The following is an 18,962-nucleotide window of genomic DNA, read 5'->3' as shown; positions in this document are numbered from 1 at the left end:
GTATTACTACCGTTCAGCGCATCTGACAAGATGCGAATAACACGTCTTTCCTTTAATATACCATACACCCTATAGGGTTTATACCGAGCACTTTTTTTAGTAAAACATTTCAGATAACAACGATTACACTTCATATATCACTTCAAGGAGCTTAGTCCCTATGCCAGCCGATGTTGGTTAAAATAAAAAAGGCACCCCAGGAGGGGTACCTTTTGCTGCATGGCGTACAGGTATTAGTAAGCCAGTGCAAACAAACCGTGAATATGAGCAAGGTAACGGATGTTACTTGCTTCTTTCATCATGGTTGCTGGCAGACCTTTCAGACGAGTCTGGTTGCCACCGATCATGCCGACAGCATCCTTACGACCCAGACTTCCCAGTGTACCGGAGAATACTGGTGTGAAGGATTCCATTGCGCCACCTTTGAACATTACGCCCAAGTTGTGACCAATGGTTTCACCCATTTGCCAAGCCAATTGTGCTGTTGGAGGGTATGGGCGAGCGCCTTCGCTAGGGAAGACCACTGCACTGTCTCCAGCAACAAACACGTCTTTATGAGATGTGGATTGCAGTACTTCCGTAACTTTCGCACGGCCACGATCCACTTCAATTCCGCTGTTGGCAACAACTGCATTACCTTGAACGCCACCAGTCCATACGAGTGTGTTCGTAGGGATCGAGCTTCCGTCTTTCAGCAGAACTTCATTTTCTTTCATTTCGGTAATCGCTACGCCAACGATGAAGTTAACGCCACGTTTTTCCAGACTCGATTTTGCACGCTCAACCAGTTCTGGCGGGAATCCTGCCAGGATGGAAGGACCTGCTTCAACCGTGTACAGGGAAACTTCTTTGAAGTCGATACCTTTTTCTTGGCATACAGCCGGAAGAAGGTCTGCGAATTCACCAACAAGCTCGATACCTGTCAAACCACCGCCACCGATAACAAACGTAGCGTCTGCTTTGTTGCCGGATTGTTTGTAAGCATCCAAGCGAGCTTCCACGTGTGCACGAATGCGGTTAGCATCACTAACGGATTTCAGCGTGAAGCTGTACTCCTGCAATCCCGGAATTCCGAAGAATGCCGTTTCACTGCCCAAGGCAACAACGAGTGCATCGTAAGAGTAAGTAGAACCGCTGGTCATGAGAACTTTTTTCTCGTCCGGCTTGATTGTGTCCACCGTATCGATTTTCAAGTTCACATTTTTACCACTCAGCAATTTTTCGAGTGGAAGGGCAACTGCTTTTTCAGCAATGCTTCCTGCTGCAAGACGGTGCAGTTCCGTAATAATTTGGTGCGTAGGGTAACGGTTCACGACTGTAATAGTCGCTTCTTCCGGTGTCAGGTATTGACGCGCAGTCAGCGCAGTCAACAGACCACCGTAACCTCCGCCCAAGATCAAAATTTGCTTCGACATATCCATCCTCCGTTCTTCTAATCTTAACGTTGCTGTTGTTGACGCTCGTTCAGGATGCTCAGGAATGATTGAGCAAAACGCAGCGTTTGTTGTACGTTTGGATCTTTAAGCATTTTGAGCATAGCGAACAAACCAACCGAAGTTTGCTCGGCTTGCGCACGATCATTCGCTTCGATGGCAGCAGAAGCTACACCTTTAGCTTTGTCTACAACAGGTTTAGCAAACTCGCCCATTGCGCTCATTGTGTCGCTGATCAGAACTTTGTCTGTAGCTACGCTTTGTGCAAAGTCATAAGCTTTGGTCATTGCAGTGACCATTTCAGCCAGTTTAGGCAGGTTCTCCACCAGAACGGTCAGAGACTCCTGTACCTCAGGCTTCATCAGTTGATCCAGTACGTCCAAGGACTGGCGTTGGGAAACGTCGGCACCTTCTGTAACCGGCACCTCTTGTTGAGTAGGCGATTGTGACATAAGAGAAAGTCCTCCTTTACTTTGGGATAGAAGTCCGCGACTTTCATGATGCCTGTCAAGCAGAGCCGAACCACAAATACATCCAATACAACTAAATGTACCAAATTTCACACAATAGAATGAGCATAGCCCAAGGGCCTTTCCCACATCGTGTATTGTATCTTGGGTCTATTGCGGACAACATGTGTTGACGCAAAACGACAAGCAGGCCGAAACCGAACTCTATACCCCTATATTACACCTCTTACACATGAACATGAAAAAGAAATTTTTTACACTTGTGAAGATATTGTGAACATTGTAACAAAATCGATTTTTTTGTCAAGCATTGCGGTCGGTTTAAAATCGACTATTCTCCTGTCCCAGATCCGTCATCCTACCACATGTGGTAGGATGACAAGATCACATATGACCATATGTGCGATATGTACACAAGGAAGGATTTTTTCAACTGAATTTTTCAGGAATTGTTTTCCAAAACCATGAATTTCATGCAACGAAATTGGTCACTGTCGTTATTATGCAGCTAGGGGTGCAGCCTTATTCCTGAAATGACATCATTTCTTGTTCAAGTATGAACCTATCCTGGCATGAAAGCAAAAAAGACACAAAGAAGGCCTGACGAATCGTCCTGCCTCCTAATATTTGCTTTACTATTCGCCCGATTGGATCGTTACTTTAGGTCACACCATAACTATTTCTGGGGAATGCTGAGCCATTCCATCAAGCAACGCTTTTATTACAACGACAGCGGCACGCTCCAATTCCTCCACCTCCAGAAGTATCGAGATAGCCTGATCGGCATGAAGCTTCTCATTAGGCAGTCCTCCATCTGGAAAAGGACATAATTCCGCGAGTATATTTAACTTTTGGGACATGTTTCGATATAACTCTTCCGCCTGAAGACAGAATGGAATCAAGCTGGAATAGCGGGCAGTCGAAGCCCACTTTAGAGAAAGTTCTTTGAAAAACTCACTTGCATAACGTCTTGCATCCCACAAAACCGCAATGTTATAGGCATGACCGTTCGGTTCTACCCGTCTATATTCTAGGGCTTCTCTCCAGACCGCATAGGCAGCCAGACCACTGACTGTGTTCGGCAAGGTATACGGGTCCTCCCCACGATAATGAGCCAAAGCATCTGTCAGTGCCGCGTGCAAGTTCAGTTCTCGTATCATGCCATCTGATTCCGCTGCCAGTACAAATACTTCCTGATTCACACCCCGGCCTACATGATCATAGGCAATTGTTCCTGATTTAATGAAATCTGTACCGTATAGGGTCCGGGCTGCATCATCATAGCCATAGATCAATCCGAACTCGGGAATATGCAGGTCCCATACGACGGCCGGAATTCCCCGATGAATGGAGTAACGTATTAGGGAGAGGGCCCGAACAAGTCTTGGATTAAGCAACCTTTTCCCCTTCGCTTTCTCCTCTAGCATCGAAGGATCGACCAGATTGGCATTGAGTCCCGCTTGGCTCGCCAAAGCCTCAACCGCATGGGAACGATAACCCATATGTTGCAATCCTCTGGTAAGCACCTCTTTGAAGTTATAGGCGGTGGGGCCAGCGATATGTATATCCTGAGGTAGGATGGTTAGACGAAAAGAGAGTCCGCTCATCCCCATAACCATGGGGAGAGACGGAGATGGACCGATATAACCTAACATCTCGTGAATGGATGCTGCTGCCGAGTTCCAGGTTTGGGGAGCCCGAAACGAAAGGGGTTCCTCCAGAATCACTCGATTTTGCCCGAGTGAATTCCACTCTGCCAGCATTTCTTCTACAGATAAATGAATATGAAGCTGAGACACTTTTTTACGTGAACGGGACAGGATTTGATACACATTGGCAATTGTCAGATTGAATTTGCAGGCCATTTCTTGCGGTGACAGCTGCTCCATAGAATACGATGTGAAGACCTGTTGTTCTCTTTCATTCAGACAACCCAGCAGCATGTGGAGATTGTTCCTCATTTCCTGCTGAGCAACAGCTTGATACGGATCATAGCCTGTCTCCTGGGATCTCCGATCGGTGTCATTCAAAAGATGATTCAGCGTCATGTCGAGCGAGTCTTGATCGCTCCATGAAGCGTCATCGGCTCCAAATGCAAGGAACGAAGAAAAATGTTGTTCCCGCTGCTGTTCTTGGCGCTGCATATGTGAGTAAGCCTGATTACGCACAATGCGCTGCATCCAGGCCATGAAACGCTCAGCATTCTGAAGCTGTCCCATATGAATGAACGCACGAATAAGCCCATCCTGTAAAATGTCTTCTGCGAGATAAGAATCATGCGTAAGTGCTCGCACATAACGAAACAATTGCCCACGGTAACGGTGAATCAACTCCCCAAAGGCCTCTGTATCGCCAGTTTGGGCTCGTTGGATAAGCGCGATATCCGGCTCCTTTTGCCGATCCTCTAATGTCTCATCTTCCCCTGGCCTGATATGGCGATTGTCAGTTAATCCATCCATGTATATCTCCCTTTCTTATAGCCTCGCTTTACTTTCATTACTCCATCTTCACTCCATCTTCAAAATAGCAGCTTCGATCACGGCTTCCGTCTCCGCGAGTGCCACCATGATTGTCGCAGCAGCCTCCCAGTTCCGGGAGACAAGACGGGATTGGCATTCCCCGAATTGGCGAGATTGTGCGTATTTCAAAACAGAAAGGTCAGGATGGATTGTTTTAAAAAACAAACCATAATCATGGGCACGACGCGCGCCTACTGGCAGAGCAAAATACACATAATGAGCCCACTCATTACCATCGATTGCTCCAGCACGAACCTGTTCCGCCTTATGCAGAATGGCTGAAGCTCCGGTTCGTCCTTCCTGTGCAGCGATATCATGGAGCTGTTCTGTAAGGGTTGATTTGAACCAAGTAAACGCCCGGCGGTTAATCTCCTCCAGATCAGGCTGTTCAATGCGTTCAGGACTCCACCATCGTCGATACACACCGCTACTCCATGGGAATTCAGACTTCCATGCTTCCTCAAGTTTATCCAGTGTCAGAAAAACATTCGGAAATCCAGCCGGGTCATGCAGGCATATTTCATCGCCCTCCATATTCAGCGCCACTACATAATGATCGCAACCACCCAGGTTGGGAGAGTTGGGATTGTAGACGAGTTTGCCCATATCCAGCGGACCCATCATCACAGGACCCTGCTTCAAAGTCTCTCTTAGCTCATCTACAGGCATCTCTGTACCCCGTGATTGCACACTTTCGCGCACACGAAATCCCAGAATGCTCATCGCCTTGCTGATGGCCAGATCAGGACTAGAAGTACAGTTATCAAAAAAGAGAAGGTCTTCCTGCGTTCGAAAGGCCCCTAGTGAAAAGCCACCGATGGTTTCAAGCAGACCAGGGTCTACCTTTTCTCCAATGGACGACAGCAGCATTGAAGCTGAATTGGCGTAGCAATATGCACCATTTCCGATATAATTGCTCATATCATAACATCCTCTCATTCCTTTAATGAAGCACGCGATTATGCAATGCCTATACTTATACTGACTCTTCGTACAGATCATTTCTGACAGAATATTCAGAACAAATTTCTGCCCGCATAAAATAGCGAACGTTTAGAATGCGGACATCCCGGTTAATAAGAACTACACCAGAAACGAAGGAGATGTTCGATATGAGTAATTCAACTAGCGATAAAATCAAAGCAGGTATCAATAAGGCTAAAGGCGAAGTGAAGGATCAGATCGGTAATGCAACGAATAACAGATCCCTTCAGGCTGAGGGTAAAAAAGACAAAGCCAAAGGTGCTGTGCAGGACAAAATTGCAGATGTTAAAAAACATCACTAGATCGATTCGTTTCAACGTGAACACGCACGATGATTCGTGTAGTAAATATAGAGTCATTGCCCGACCGTCCATACCGGTTGAAAGCCGGGATTCGACGGGGGCGCAAAAAAGCCAAGGAAGGTGTTATTCACTACACCCTTCCCTGGCTTTTTTTGTCCTGTTTAGATAGCCGGAACTGCATATCTCGCCATATCGATAATAAAGCTGCGTGCTTCTCTTGTCGTGTGGTATTCTCGGCTGAATTGTCTTACCCATTCGGGGTGTTCCTGATACCATCTAAAGGTCTGCTCCAGTCCCTGCTCCAGCGTCGTCTGGGGGAACCATCCCGTCTCTGATCGTAATCTTCCAGAGTGAACGACCAGGCTCGAACCTCTGGATTGGGTGGGCTCCTGCTCCCGAATCTCCGCCGTTCCATTAGAATTTTGCAGTTGTTGCAAAAGCCCTCCGATCTCTTGCATGGTCGTTCCTTGCCCTGTCGAAATGTTATAGATCTGCTGATCTTGTCCATTCAGCATAATCTGTTCAATCGCTCGCAGCGCATCATCCACATACAGAAAATCACGTACAGCCGATCCCTGAATATCCAGAGGAAGGCCATCCATCATTCGCCCAAAATTACGCGGGATAATCCGATCCGGCAACTGCCAAGGACCATAGAGATTGGTTAAACGAAATAATTTCACAGGAAGCTGGTAACATTGAGCGTAGGATCGTGCGAGCATCTCACAGGCTACTTTGGAAGCGGAGTAAGGGGATACCGGAGCATATTCATCGGATTCGTGATACACTCTGCCCATCTCCCCTCCGTATACCTCAACGGATGAAGCCAGCAGCACGGGAATATGGTGATCGGAAGCGTATTGCAGAATAGTCTGTGTACTGAGGGTGTTGTTACGAAACACTTCTCCGGGGTGATGATACGAATAATCTACGTGTGGCATCGCTGCCAGATGAATAATATAGTCTGTTTCGTGCGGCAAGCTGAATCTGTCCTTCGCGAGATCACAACGGATAAAGGCCATTTCATGAAGTGGAGAGCTATGTACAAGCCTCTGACAATAATCATCCTGATCCACCAGGGTGATTCGATGTCCTTTTTGCGCCAAATACTGAGAAAGGTTAAATCCTACAAATCCAGAAGCCCCTGTAATGACAATATTCAAGCACATTCCCCCTTGGATTAATACAACAAGTTCACTGAAGAGAGTCTATGTTCTGATTATAACCTTATAGTGATACATTTTGTATCATTTTACAATTGTTTTTTGTTCTTCTCCATAAATAAATGGGTAATGCCATAGGGAGGTGATACTTACGATGAAAGAGGACATGAACAATGTACAGACAATGTTATTCCAGGACGATGGTGTGATCCCCAATCATTCGAGTCTGCCTGTACTTCTGTATAAGGGAATTTGGGCAACAGATTCCTCTCGTGCGGAGTCGTTGCTGAACCAAAACGGATGGGGAAACAGTTGGATAAACGGCGTGTTTAATTATCATCATTATCACAGCAATGCTCACGAAGTACTTGCGGTGGTGAGTGGTTGGGTTGAGCTCATCCTTGGTGGGGAACATGGAAAGGTTGTGCGGCTTCAGGCAGGAGATGTCGTCGTATTACCTGCGGGAACCGGACATAAACGGCTGAGTGCGAGCCTTGATTTCCGCATTGCAGGGGCCTACCCAGGTGGCATGAGTTATAATACCCGAACAGGTGAACCGGGAGAGCGTCCCAAAGTTCTGCGTGAAATTCAGGAGGTTCCCATCCCGGATACCGATCCGGTCTATGGGCAAGAGGGGCCACTATTGGAGTTATGGAATCAGAACAAGACATGAAAGAATAAATGGACTGCTCCTGGATAAAAAAACTACCGGGAACAGTCCATATTTCGGTTACTGGGGAAGCCTCACACTGTAGAATCGCATGGCATGTGGCTTCCCTTCCATCTCAAGCCGTCCTTGTATGATCAACTGTCGAACACGGTATTCAATGAATGCGTCTCCGACAGCTTGTTCGAGATGGCCCAACACCTCACCTACGAGGCGGGCTGATTTTATAAACTCGCCCGGCTGTCTGGTTAACATAACTTCTCTGGCTTTCTGCATAATGTACTCATCAATCGCGTCTTCGGGCACACTCTGAATCTCGCCATCCTTCATTAATCGCAGAAGTCCAGGCTGTACAGCCAAATCCACCCACTCTTGCTCCATTTGTCTGCGTTCCTCCAAAGACAACGGTTCGGCATTCACACCGTGTTGCCACATCGCTAACAACTTCTCAGAAAAAATTTCACCTGTTCTAAGAACATCATGCTGAACTTCAGAATTATGAAATAATTCCTGATATAATGCACTGGTCTCGATCAAATAGATAGGCCCCAGCCTATCACGCAGCAAATGCATGGCATATAAAAGCCCTGTTCTCTCATGAGCATTATTCGCATACCAGATGATGATTCGGGTATCTTCATTAATTGAACTCACTACGCTGTTTAATTGAATCAGCTCATTCATGCCTTGGACGGCATAACTTCCATTCTCACTCAAATAAAGTTTCTCAAGTAGCCATAGGTGCCTGCGGTGTAAATCCGCCTTGTTCGTCAAATCGCCCAATGGACCGATGGCATAGTAGTCATTCATAGAGAAAAACCGCCGCTCCGAGCGCCCTGGAACCTTGCCCATCGCAACCTTAATGCTACCTAACGGCGATTCTCCAATCGCTATATGAATTTCACGTGGTTTCTGTGCCATCAATGCCTGTTTCTCAGCTTTCTCCCGGTTCCGATTCTCGTCCAATGTATTAAATATCGACTGAATTTTCGTTGCAAAATGATCGGAATGTTCTTTCGCTGACTGAACACTGACTTCCCTTTCTGCAATGAGATAAAGCATACGCAATAGCGAACGCAGCTCATCCTCATTCATAAGGTGCAGCTCCTTTTCAAAATCAAAGACATTGTCAATCATGTTTATCCCCCTCTAAACAGTCTTAACAGACCAGACGGTCTTCTCCGACTAAACCATACAAAATCAAACGTACGTATCTGTATCATCGTAAGTTTACGACGAAATAGACTTTCCAGAGGAGTGACTCAGATCATTCATTTCCTCACGATTGGATGACGAACGGGTGAAGTGCCGCTCCAGCTTCCGACTTGCCCACAGGGATACTACGATAAACAGCAACACGCCGCCCCACCGCACAGGGTGTTCCATAAACTGAGCTACATTGGAACCAATATACGTCACACAGAAGATCATAATGGCTTTGCCAAAACTCACCGCAAGCAGGAAGGACATTAATCTCATTCGTGCAATACCTGCCGCTACATTGATAATGACGAAAGGGCCAACCGGAAAAATACTCAACAAAAACACATAACTGAACGCATTCCGCCGAATCCATACCATGCTGCGCTGCACACGGGGTTTGTTAGCCCAACGTTCCACAAAAGCCGATTTTCCAATCTCTCTTACAATCAGAAATGTAACGGTACAGCCAAGGACCATCCCGATCCATGAATATAAAAACCCTGCCCATAGCCCGTACACGGCTCCGTTAACCCCAACAATGAGCAGCGTAGGCAGCGGGGGCACGAAGGATTTCATAAAGGTAAGCAAAATTCCCGGTAAAGGGCCCAGGGAGCGAAACTTCTCCAGCCAAAAACGAATATTCTCTTCCGTAATATAGGACATGATGTCCAAAGATGCCGGGTTCATCTGCTTCCCTCCAATCTATACAGTTCACATTTTCTAAAGAGGTGGTGCCCATAATAAAATACATCTGGTAAACCGATGTGAAGTTTCACGACTCACTTCCCCCAGTATAACGTACATATGAACGCTGTACCGTTGTCAATTTGAAGAAATTTCACCCGCGACGCTGAATAACAAAAAAGCACACCCGGACCTGTTCAGTCTTGGTGTGCTCTCTATATCGGATACCCCGCTTGAAACCCATGGTGAACAAGCTTAGGGCAGTATTTTGCTTACCGTTTATTCTAGCTGAGCTTCCTGCATTGCCAATTCATTCAGCTCTTCCTGATGCGCAGCATTCCACTCGGGAATACCGGAACGCATGAATTCCTCGGCATCCATCGCTGCTTTGGACTGATTGCACAGATTGCAGGCGCAGACACAGTTAAGTGGGGTAGTATGCCCACCTTTGGCTCGCGGCAGAAGATGGTCAATCGTATCTCCATACGAGCCACAGAAGTAACAGGTATAGTTATCACGGGTCAAAATAAACCGCTTGAAATCCTTGTTGCTAAACAATCGGCGGATCGTGTACCGATTAACCACAACAGCAGCTTTTTCCTTGACCAGCGTGACCGCCAGCTCCATATCCACTTCCTGATGCCAGCGCCGTCCTTTGTCCGTCTTGCCGCGCATGCGCACCATACCCTGCCGGTTCGTCCGAAGTGATGCCGGATCTTCCGGATCAATCGCTACAGGCACCGCCGGCGTATGACGGCGGGGGCGGCTTTCCGTTCCAGCCCCGTGACTGCGGCTGGAATGTGCTGGCGCCCGCTGCCCGGATGATCCGGCGCGGGCTGTGTCTTCGCCGCCCGCCTTAGGCGCACGCTCCTTGCGTGCCGGGCGCGGCTTCGACCCGGGCGAGCCTGGCTGGCGCCCGGGTGCAGGAGGCGCAGCCTCCATGGCCGCGCCCGGCGCTTGGCCGGGCGCGGGCTGTGCAGCAGCGGCAGGCTGTGCGGCCGCTGCTGGGGGTCCGGCGACCGAGGCATCGCCACGGTCGCTCAGGCTCGGCGCACTGGCCTCAGCTATGCTGCGGGCCTGTCCTGCGCCGGACGGCAGCGCGGCAGCACGTTTGCGGCGCCGCTTGCGTTTGCGCTTGGCTGCGGTCGGCTGATCCGCAGCCCCTGGCTCTGCTGCCAGGCCTTGCGGCTTGGCGTGCAGCAGAGCCTTGGCCGCCGCAATCTCCTGCTCGGCGGCCTGATCCGTGCCAGCGGCTATACGCGCGCGGGCACGCTTCGCAGATGGATCAGCAATCGCTGTATGCACCTGCGAATCCCTGTCTTGCAGATCAGCCCCCGTCTGCGGCTGATCTACAGCCTCGCTCTCCACCTCAGTTCGGGAGAGCGATTCCTTACCGGTATGCAGCTCTGGTCGCTTCGCCTTTCTCCTCCTTCTCCTCTTCTTGCGGTTGCCCGAAGGGGAAGAGACAGTTGAAGAAGCAACGAAGTCAGCCGTTTCACCTTCCGACGAAGAAGATGAACCTGTGGATGCCTGTGACTCCTCGCGTCTTTGTGAAGTAGCAGCAATAGAAGGTGTTCCATTAACGGCATCGACGATCCGTTCAGCTCTATGATTCGCAGATGCAGAAGGTCTGGCAGCCGCAGCACCTTGATGGCTCTTTATCGCCTCATCCGAAGTCCGGAGTGAGGTGTTATCGTTATCCGCTCGTCCACCGAGCTGACGACAGTGGCGACAAGCGCCACGTCTGGCTCCCGGGCCAGCCCGCTTTCCGGTTCTTCGTCGAAATTCGGACAAAGGTCGCTTTTGCCCGCAATACATACATGTCTTGGTCAGTTGCGCTTCATGTTCCGTCATTTCCTGCCGGAAAGGGGCCGAGCCCGTCTCCATGTTGTCACCTCGGTTCCGTATGAATCCGGTTTCTTTCTATTGTATCACATCTGCTCGTTAACACACTCATAGCCAGATGTCCCATAGTCTTTTGTCTTGTACTCCTGCGTCTGTCCCACGCATTCGTGAAGGATGTGTTCCACATATTCCAATATATCTTGCATCGGTTTCCCGCATTGTTCACATGTTGTCATTGTTCTCACCTTAATCCTGTTCTTAAAGTTCTCTGCTTATAAAAAAATAATTGTGTTCCGCCTTCTCATTACCCTTCGCGTGTAAAAAAGAAACATCCGTTCCCCATATATAAATCAAATTGGGAATCAAAAAACCGTTTCCTGCTCAACCCTAATGGTCGACCAAGAAACGGTTTATTATTCCTGTATTGGTGTAAATCTTTTAACGAACGTCGAATTGTCCCGAGTTTTGTTGCGGTACCAGACGTGGCTTCGGTTTTGGCAAATTGCCGAAAATCACCCATGCAAACGGAATGAATTTTGCCGTGAGTCCAACCACAATCCAGGAAGCGATTAACGCCACACCAAAACCTCCGGCGTACCACAGGTGAATCAGCCAGGAAACCCCGGTTTGTGGTGGAAAATTCCGATAGACCAACAGGAAGAATGGATGAATCAGATAAATACCAAAGGACAATGCCCCAAGCCGATTGAGCGGCTTAACAATCAGCGATGGTCCTTTGCGATAAAGCAGGTACGCGATTTGAATAAGCACCAACGCACATGCGAACGTATGCAGATTCCAGAAAAACTCGTACCACAGCGTGTTATACGTTGCGATCTTCATGCGAAGCAGATAATAAATGTACACATGACCGAGTCCGGCCAAAATCCATACCGCCCACAGCACAATCCATGAAACTACACGAGCTTTGGTTGCATTCTCCCGACTGATGACAAACCATTGTTTAATCTTCGGAAAATATACCCCGATAAAAGCACCCAGCATGAAATAGGAGAAATACGAGAACGCCCAACTTCCCTTGTTCGGCACCTGGAAACCATATTTATTACTTACGATAAATGCCCACTGAATGAGCAGCCCAATTGGTACCGACCATTTGACGACTGAGGGATATTTCTTGAGCAGCCACAATACCAACGGGAATAACAGATAGAATTGCATATTAATAAATACAAAGTACAGATGCGTATACGCCTTGCCCGTGAACAGTTTTGTTATGAAGCTTACTGTTGATTCTCCGAACGGACGGCCCTGATAATGCGTGAAGTGCAGGATTACAAAATACATTAATGAAAATAGGAAATACGGCAGTAAAATGTAAACAAATCTTTTTTTGTAAAAGTTGCTGACCAGCTTCTTGTCGAGCGGGCGAGAATAATAGTTATAGAACAGTACAAAACTGCTCATAAAAATAAACGTTGGTGTACCATATTTCATAAAAATATTAATAAAATTGTACAGCCAGTAATACCCTGAACCTGTCATGTCCACCGTCGCGTATGAAGTGGAATGTACACACAGCACACCGATGATCGCCATTGCCCGCACGAGATTCAGCTCTGGGATTCGCTCTCTTTTGATTGTTTCACTCATAATTAGCGTTTCTCCTTAATATGTTTCGTTGATATGTCTAAGATGACTTAATATGATAAGCTCTCTATCTATTAAAAAGCATAAAGCTTAAGATGGATAGTCCAAATTCTTAAAAGTTCCTAAATATTCAATATGTTTCATAGTCTTTTCATGTCTATATATGTAAAAAAAGACCGCTATCACGCGGCCTGCGAGCATGTCTCGTATCTGTCCAAAATATTGTTGGTTCACTGGGATGAAAATGGTAAATTCACTGCTGACGACTGGCCAGAATTTGTTTATAGATCTCAATAGCTGATTGTCTTGAAGCTTTCAGATCAACAATGGCATTCTGACGAGGCTGATGAATCTCTTTACTATGCAAATCCTTCAGGTCAGGCAGCCATTTGCGGATATAATCCCCTTGGGGATCATACTTCTCTGACTGTGTCACCGGATTGTTCACCCGAAAGTATGGAGCTGCATTCTCGCCAAGTGATGCACACCACAGCCAGTTGCCCCGATTTTGAATATTATCATAGTCACGAAGCTTGCGTCTGAAATAAGCTTCACCCAGTGTGAACGGGCATCGCAGATTTTTGGTAAGGAACATCGCGGTCAGAATACGAAGCCGATTCAGCATATGTCCAGTCTCATTCAGTTCCGTCATCGCTGCGTCGATAATCGGAATGCCCGTATCGGCCTTGCACCATCGTTCAAAGTGGACCTCGCTGAGTGCCGACAGATCATAAACTTTTTCATATGTAAAATAATGACTCTCATATACAGCCCGATACAGATAGAAGTCGCGGAAACATAATTGTCTGATCCATTCATCCGAATGCTCCGTACGTTTTGCAGCATCGTACATCTTGCGAATGGATACAGCCCCCACAGCTACATATGAACTGAGACCACTCGGTTCATATGCTTCATATTCATCCCGATGATCTCCGTAATCGGCAATTCTGTCAGATAAAAAGCCATCCAACAATTGATGAGGTTCATTCAAATCCGAACCATCATATGCCAGCAATTGTTGTGGTACCTGGAATGTCTCTGACCATTCTATCTGCTGATCACTGACCTTCACCTCTGCAACCGTAGTGGTTGAAGCTGGATTGGGATGCTCATTCATGAATTCCACCCAGCGTCGGTGGAAGGCAGCAAATACTTTATATGGCTCCGACTTGCCCGTAAAATCAGCAAACCCCTTCAAATCCATCAACAGATGATCCGTCAGCTGGGTAAATGTGACTTCTCGTTCCTCGGTTACCTTGCGTATTCCACGATCCCGTTCCATTGCATATGGGGTCATATCCCGATGAACAATAACTTCATCTATACGACCTTGCATCTGTTCGAGGATATAATCAATCACCTCAGCCGGTTTGCCATAAGCTACGTGCAGCTTGCGACCAGAATCGCGATACCGCTTACCAAGATCAACAGCATGCTGTAGAAAATTCACTCCGCTATGTTCCTGTTCACGACCCTGCCGCAGCAGAAATGGATCATAGATGAGCACATGCAGACTCTCTGCATCCTGGTGCCGCAAATAATCGAATGCCACCAGATCATCTGTACGCAAATCTTTGCGATGTATGAATAACTTCATGCTTCATCCTCCTGCCTGAGCTTCTGCCTACTTTGCCGTTAAATCTTCATACAGCCTGCTTGTCTCCGGCTCCGGTTGATGCCCCAGTTCCTCAAGCAGGGTCAGCTTAAATGACTGATATATTCTGAGTATGGCTTGTTGATCATCCATGGATGCACTTACTCTCATCATTAATCGGCAGATTTCTTCGGCGTACGGCTCCCGTTCCTGTAGTTCGCTCAATTTCTCCATCGCTTCCTTGCCCCGTCCATGCTCCATGTCCCATTCAGCGATATCCATAACCAGTGCTACATATTTACGTCTCAGATCTCTCGCTCTGGATTGAGCCCAGTGATAATCATGCTCCTCCAGATAATCACCGCGATAGAGCGAGACGATATCTCTCAGTTGATCCACATTATCTGACGTAACGTCCGCGTATGCCGTTCCTTGCTCGAACTGCTCTACATCACTTACCAGATTACCCGATAACAAACGATAACGGTTCATGTTGTATTCCAGCTTGCCCGTCATGTTCCATTCCCTCAGCAGTTTGCGGATTTGATAAACGGATGTATGCAGATGCGTTAGCCCTTTCTCTTGCGAGACATCCGCCCACAATTTATCAAGTAGAATCTCTTTGCTTACCCAATCTCCTCTATGGTGAAACAAAAAAGCAAACAATTCCTGCGATTTGGCTGTGCGCCACTTGTGCTTCTGTGCTTCCTGATCCAGGCTTCGGTAGATGTCCAGATGTTTAAAAGTAAGCAGTCCAGGCATGCGGGTATCCACCCCCACAGCCTCAGATTCCTGAACCTCGGCAGTTGCTGCAACCAGTGAGGATATGGACATCATTCCTGCGGCAATACGATCGATTGTTTTGCCAAGCCTCGCTGAACTTACCGGCTTGAGCACATAATCCAGCGCCTGGAGCTCAAAGGCTTCAACCGCATGATCAGCGTAAGCCGTTATAAATATAATACGAATACTGCTGTCCAATTGTTGTATATATTCAGCCGCTTCCAGTCCATTCATTTCCGGCATGCCAATGTCCAGAAACACAACGTCCACACGCTCTTTTGCCAGAAAATCCAGACCGGCACGGGCTGTCGAAAAACACTGCACGGGGGTAATCCGTCCATCTGATCGTAACAGACGCTCCAGATGAAGCTGCGCCGGCTTCTCGTCATCGATTACAATGGCTTTCATCGCTCTTCCAGCCTCCTGCCGTGAATTATTCAATAGGAATACCGCTTATATTGGCACCCGCTTATTAATCTGTTAACCAGAATTGCCTAAATCGGCCCATTATTTGGAGTTAATTTCCTTCTCCACAGGTATACGAAACCGTATTAGCGTTCCTTTCCCCGAATGACTCTGAATCTCAAGCCCTTGACCATACAAGGACAGCAGGCGTCGATTTATATTCTGTAGCCCTACACCCCCAGGACCTTCCGTTCGCCCTGAATTCACCTGAGCCAAACGCTCAGGAGGTATGCCTACTCCATCATCCTGTACCACAATGACGATGTGCTCGCCTTCCCTGGTAATGCCAAGGTTAACCGTGCCGCCTGCAGCACGCACCATTACCCCGTGACGAATCGCATTCTCCACAAGCGGTTGAATGCTGAGCGGTGGCAGGTAAAGACGCACATCTGGGTCAATATCATAACGGACCACCAAACGCTCCTCGAACCGTGCTTGCTCCAGATGTACATAGGACTCCACCAACTCCAACTCCTTCGCGAGCGGAACCAGTTGGTCACGGTTCTGGAAGTCGAAGCTCCCCCGCAGGTATTGACTCAGTTCAATAAGCAAATCGGTCGCTTTGTCTGGATTGACCGCGCACGTTGCAATAATGACGTTGAGCGCGTTATATAGAAAGTGCGGTTTGATCTGGGCTTGCAAGAAAGCCATTTCCGTACGAATAACTTCCTGTACGGAGGCACGCATCTCAATTAACGTCCTCACCCGGGCACGCAGTTCACCTGCATCCACAGGTTTGCTCAGAAAATCATTTGCTCCTGCCTGGAAGCCCATTCTAATATCCTCAGGCAGCCCGCGAGCTGTCAGCATCAGAATAGGCAGTTCGGACAAGGAACTGTTCTCACGCAGCTTGCGACACAGCTCAAGCCCGGACATTCGCGGCATCATCCAGTCTGTAATAACAAGATCAATGGAGGGGTGTTCTTCACGAAGCTTCAATGCTGCTGCCCCACTATCCGCTGCAATGACACGATAACGTTCCGTCGATAACAAATTGAACAATACCTGTCGATTAACGGGATCATCATCCACAATTAGAATGGTATGCTCTGCTTCCAGGATATCATTCGTCTCATCCCAATCCATTGCTGCTGCCGTATCCTGCGCTCTTCTTTCTTGGGTAGACACATAATGGGCTGCAACAGGCCTCGAACTCGCTTGCAGCAAAGGAAACTGCACAATAGGCAGGGTAAAATGAAAGGTCGAACCCTCACCTGGCTCCGATTCTACCCAGATGGTTCCTCCCCCAAGTTCGACCAGTTTGCGAGTGATACTCAGTCCAAGACCAGTTCCCCCGTTAACCCTCTCACTTGTTCCGTTGCCCTGTTCGTAAGACTGAAATATGTCTTCCAATTTATCTGGGGTGATACCGACACCTGTATCGGCGACAGATACCGTTACCAGAGCTCCATCCACACGAGCATAGAGCCGAATCTCCCCCTGCTTCGTGTACTTATACGCATTGCCCAGCAGATTGTACAGAATCTGTCTCAGCCGATCCTCGTCCGCCTCAACCAGCGGTAACGCTGGAGGCCATTGCTGAATCAGTACAACCGGTTTATCTTCAAAGGTAAAACCAGAGACTTCAACGACCGTTCGGGCAACGGACTCGAGGTCCACAGCACTCCGTTTTAATTCAATTTCACCATTTTTAAGCTTCGAAAAATCCAAAATATCGTTTACCAGCAGTGAAAGCCGCTTTCCAGTTGAGGTGATCATGGACAAATTTTTGGCCTGCTTGGGTGTAACCGCCCCAGCCGCCCCTTCCAGCATCGATTGAGCAATATTAATAATGCCATGCAAGGGTGTCCTCAGTTCATGTGACGTATTCGCCATAAACTCGTCCTTGAGGCTGTCGATGGCAAGCAAACGTTCAGACAACGCTTCAACTTCACGGAATGATTGTGCGAATCGGATCGCAGTTAGAATCATCTGTGCAAAGACAAATAACAACAGCTCATACAGCGCTAGAAATGTCGTATCCACGGTAGTGAAAGCACCCACGGTGTGCAGCACAACCACCATAAATATACTCATCATGCTCATCAGGACAAAATGACCGTCATTCGGTCGATTTTTCAGCCAAAGGAGCATAGCTCTCAGCGTGTAACCAATCACCACGAGTGAAATCAGCAGCATGGGCAGCTCCAGCATGGAGAACAGAACAGGAGACAATGTAACACCCACCGTGCATTGGACGAGTACCAGAACTACACCCAAGCGGACAAACCATTGATGAACTGCTCCAGGTACAAGCGCATCCATATAACGGAGCAAGAAATAATACGCAAGAGCCGCGCTGATTAATTGAATCCGCAGAATTTCATTATTCGGTAAAAACGGTAACAGGGTTCCCAGCAACTTCTCGCCATGAGTCAATGCGTACATCGCACCGGACAGGCTGAATAACCCCAAATAGTGAAGCTCTTTTTCACTGCGCCGCAGCCGGAAGAGCATCAGAAAGAAGGCCGCTGGCAGAATAAATCCGAACAGTGTCATCAGATCCTTGAGCCAGTCCTGCTGTTGACCTTTCAGAATGCTGTGCTCGTCTCCGAACAAAATGGATGCGATAATGCCGCCTGACGAGTAGCTGTAATTGGATACCTGAATGATAATATCTGCGATGTCGCCTTCTATAGAGGTAAATCCCGTAAAAGGCAAATTGAGCTGAATATCGGTATTTTCCGTTGCACCTGGCAGCCCTTTGCCGCCAATCTCTTTGCCATCGATGAATAAACGATGGGCCATGCGGATATTTTGCGTACGTATCCCATAATCGTTCTTCTCTAATCTCTGGGGAATGCGAACACGCAAATGATAAGTTCCATACCCGTGCGCCTCTCCAAGAGTGCCATTCCATCGGGATGGGACATGGATAGGGACAGGCCTGGAAAGCGGCTTGCGTCCGGATAAATCCGCCTCAAAGTCAACAGGTGTCAACAATTGGCCCGGATAGAAATCCCATGTACCATCCAGAGAAGCAGCCCCCTGCCTGTCGAAATTCCAGCCGGTCAGGTCCATGACCCCATCCCTCGCATGAGGGTTGCCGCGTTCGGTAAAATACGTTTGTACAATGAAACCCAGAGGAAAAACAACAATACATATAAAGCTAATGGTGAGCATAATCCAGTGTTTTCTCATCTATGTAATCCTTCCGCCTCTATAGCGAGAGACGTCTAATTTTGTCGTTTTATTCCTATAACTCCATGTTACACGTTTCTGTTGCTGACGGAAAT

14 protein-coding genes are annotated in these 18,962 nt (G+C 47.8%); 2 read left to right on the top strand and 12 right to left on the bottom strand.

Annotated elements, in window-relative coordinates:
• Positions 1 to 233: 233 nt before the first annotated feature.
• The 4 genes from HW560_RS06915 to HW560_RS06900 form a co-directional block, all read right to left on the bottom strand.
• Positions 234 to 1,415, bottom strand: a complete 1,182-nt coding sequence (locus HW560_RS06915; protein WP_076287362.1) for an NAD(P)/FAD-dependent oxidoreductase — start codon at positions 1,413 to 1,415, stop codon at positions 234 to 236.
• Between the two features lie 23 nt (positions 1,416 to 1,438).
• On the bottom strand, positions 1,439 to 1,885 hold the full coding sequence (locus tag HW560_RS06910; RefSeq protein WP_090903116.1) for a DUF1641 domain-containing protein: 447 nt from the start codon (positions 1,883 to 1,885) through the stop codon (positions 1,439 to 1,441).
• 683 nt (positions 1,886 to 2,568) lie between these two features.
• Positions 2,569 to 4,362: an RNA polymerase sigma factor gene (locus HW560_RS06905; RefSeq protein WP_090903114.1), complete on the bottom strand. Its 1,794-nt coding sequence runs from the start codon at positions 4,360 to 4,362 to the stop codon at positions 2,569 to 2,571.
• A gap of 48 nt (positions 4,363 to 4,410) precedes the next feature.
• On the bottom strand, positions 4,411 to 5,343 hold the full coding sequence (locus HW560_RS06900; RefSeq protein WP_179262485.1) for a hypothetical protein: 933 nt from the start codon (positions 5,341 to 5,343) through the stop codon (positions 4,411 to 4,413).
• A gap of 191 nt (positions 5,344 to 5,534) precedes the next feature.
• On the opposite strand from HW560_RS06900, the gene HW560_RS06895 reads away from it, so the two are divergent.
• The gene (locus HW560_RS06895) at positions 5,535 to 5,708 is read left to right on the top strand and encodes a CsbD family protein (RefSeq protein ID WP_090903111.1); all 174 of its coding nucleotides are present in this window, start codon (positions 5,535 to 5,537) and stop codon (positions 5,706 to 5,708) included.
• A 161-nt stretch (positions 5,709 to 5,869) separates the two neighbouring features.
• Here the strand turns inward: HW560_RS06895 and HW560_RS06890 are convergent, their stop codons facing one another.
• On the bottom strand, positions 5,870 to 6,877 hold the full coding sequence (locus tag HW560_RS06890) for an NAD-dependent epimerase/dehydratase family protein (protein ID WP_090903107.1): 1,008 nt from the start codon (positions 6,875 to 6,877) through the stop codon (positions 5,870 to 5,872).
• A 148-nt stretch (positions 6,878 to 7,025) separates the two neighbouring features.
• Between HW560_RS06890 and HW560_RS06885 the strand changes: the two genes are divergently transcribed.
• Positions 7,026 to 7,544: a cupin domain-containing protein gene (locus tag HW560_RS06885; RefSeq protein WP_256222234.1), complete on the top strand. Its 519-nt coding sequence runs from the start codon at positions 7,026 to 7,028 to the stop codon at positions 7,542 to 7,544.
• Between the two features lie 57 nt (positions 7,545 to 7,601).
• On the opposite strand, the gene HW560_RS06880 is transcribed toward HW560_RS06885, so the two are convergent.
• The 7 genes from HW560_RS06880 to HW560_RS06850 all read right to left on the bottom strand — a co-directional run bounded on the left by HW560_RS06880 (position 7,602) and on the right by HW560_RS06850 (position 18,867).
• On the bottom strand, positions 7,602 to 8,675 hold the full coding sequence (locus HW560_RS06880; RefSeq protein ID WP_090903105.1) for a DUF1835 domain-containing protein: 1,074 nt from the start codon (positions 8,673 to 8,675) through the stop codon (positions 7,602 to 7,604).
• A gap of 93 nt (positions 8,676 to 8,768) precedes the next feature.
• Entirely contained in the window at positions 8,769 to 9,428 is a 660-nt protein-coding gene (locus HW560_RS06875) for a TVP38/TMEM64 family protein (RefSeq protein WP_090903103.1), read from the bottom strand.
• Between the two features lie 276 nt (positions 9,429 to 9,704).
• The gene (locus tag HW560_RS34385; protein WP_373564978.1) at positions 9,705 to 11,312 is read right to left on the bottom strand and encodes an HNH endonuclease; all 1,608 of its coding nucleotides are present in this window, start codon (positions 11,310 to 11,312) and stop codon (positions 9,705 to 9,707) included.
• 396 nt (positions 11,313 to 11,708) lie between these two features.
• Entirely contained in the window at positions 11,709 to 12,884 is a 1,176-nt protein-coding gene (locus tag HW560_RS06865; protein WP_179262483.1) for an acyltransferase, read from the bottom strand.
• Positions 12,885 to 13,134: 250 nt separating this feature from the next.
• Positions 13,135 to 14,481 carry a cryptochrome/photolyase family protein gene (locus HW560_RS06860; RefSeq protein WP_179262481.1) on the bottom strand — a complete coding sequence of 449 codons (1,347 nt, stop codon included), beginning with the start codon at positions 14,479 to 14,481 and terminating at the stop codon, positions 13,135 to 13,137.
• A 27-nt stretch (positions 14,482 to 14,508) separates the two neighbouring features.
• Positions 14,509 to 15,669: a response regulator gene (locus HW560_RS06855; protein ID WP_090903098.1), complete on the bottom strand. Its 1,161-nt coding sequence runs from the start codon at positions 15,667 to 15,669 to the stop codon at positions 14,509 to 14,511.
• 99 nt (positions 15,670 to 15,768) lie between these two features.
• Positions 15,769 to 18,867: an ATP-binding protein gene (locus HW560_RS06850; RefSeq protein WP_090903096.1), complete on the bottom strand. Its 3,099-nt coding sequence runs from the start codon at positions 18,865 to 18,867 to the stop codon at positions 15,769 to 15,771.
• Positions 18,868 to 18,962 lie beyond the last annotated feature (95 nt).

This window comes from Paenibacillus sp. E222, from assembly GCF_013401555.1.
In the GTDB taxonomy this organism is placed as follows: Bacteria; Bacillota; Bacilli; order Paenibacillales; family Paenibacillaceae; genus Paenibacillus.
Note: the sequence above shows the minus strand (reverse complement) of the source record. Positions and strands in the feature narration are given on the sequence as shown.

Excerpts from the sequence above, each read along its gene's own strand:
- HW560_RS06915 (WP_076287362.1), bottom strand. The coding sequence starts at position 1,415 with ATGTCGAAGCAAATTTTGATCTTGGGCGGAGGTTACGGTGGTCTGTTG.
- HW560_RS06910 (WP_090903116.1), bottom strand. The coding sequence starts at position 1,885 with ATGTCACAATCGCCTACTCAACAAGAGGTGCCGGTTACAGAAGGTGCC.
- HW560_RS06905 (WP_090903114.1), bottom strand. The coding sequence starts at position 4,362 with ATGGATGGATTAACTGACAATCGCCATATCAGGCCAGGGGAAGATGAG.
- HW560_RS06900 (WP_179262485.1), bottom strand. The coding sequence starts at position 5,343 with ATGAGCAATTATATCGGAAATGGTGCATATTGCTACGCCAATTCAGCT.
- HW560_RS06895 (WP_090903111.1), top strand. The coding sequence starts at position 5,535 with ATGAGTAATTCAACTAGCGATAAAATCAAAGCAGGTATCAATAAGGCT.
- HW560_RS06890 (WP_090903107.1), bottom strand. The coding sequence starts at position 6,877 with ATGTGCTTGAATATTGTCATTACAGGGGCTTCTGGATTTGTAGGATTT.
- HW560_RS06885 (WP_256222234.1), top strand. The coding sequence starts at position 7,026 with ATGAAAGAGGACATGAACAATGTACAGACAATGTTATTCCAGGACGAT.
- HW560_RS06880 (WP_090903105.1), bottom strand. The coding sequence starts at position 8,675 with ATGATTGACAATGTCTTTGATTTTGAAAAGGAGCTGCACCTTATGAAT.
- HW560_RS06875 (WP_090903103.1), bottom strand. The coding sequence starts at position 9,428 with ATGAACCCGGCATCTTTGGACATCATGTCCTATATTACGGAAGAGAAT.
- HW560_RS34385 (WP_373564978.1), bottom strand. The coding sequence starts at position 11,312 with ATGGAGACGGGCTCGGCCCCTTTCCGGCAGGAAATGACGGAACATGAA.
- HW560_RS06865 (WP_179262483.1), bottom strand. The coding sequence starts at position 12,884 with ATGAGTGAAACAATCAAAAGAGAGCGAATCCCAGAGCTGAATCTCGTG.
- HW560_RS06860 (WP_179262481.1), bottom strand. The coding sequence starts at position 14,481 with ATGAAGTTATTCATACATCGCAAAGATTTGCGTACAGATGATCTGGTG.
- HW560_RS06855 (WP_090903098.1), bottom strand. The coding sequence starts at position 15,669 with ATGAAAGCCATTGTAATCGATGACGAGAAGCCGGCGCAGCTTCATCTG.
- HW560_RS06850 (WP_090903096.1), bottom strand. The coding sequence starts at position 18,867 with ATGAGAAAACACTGGATTATGCTCACCATTAGCTTTATATGTATTGTT.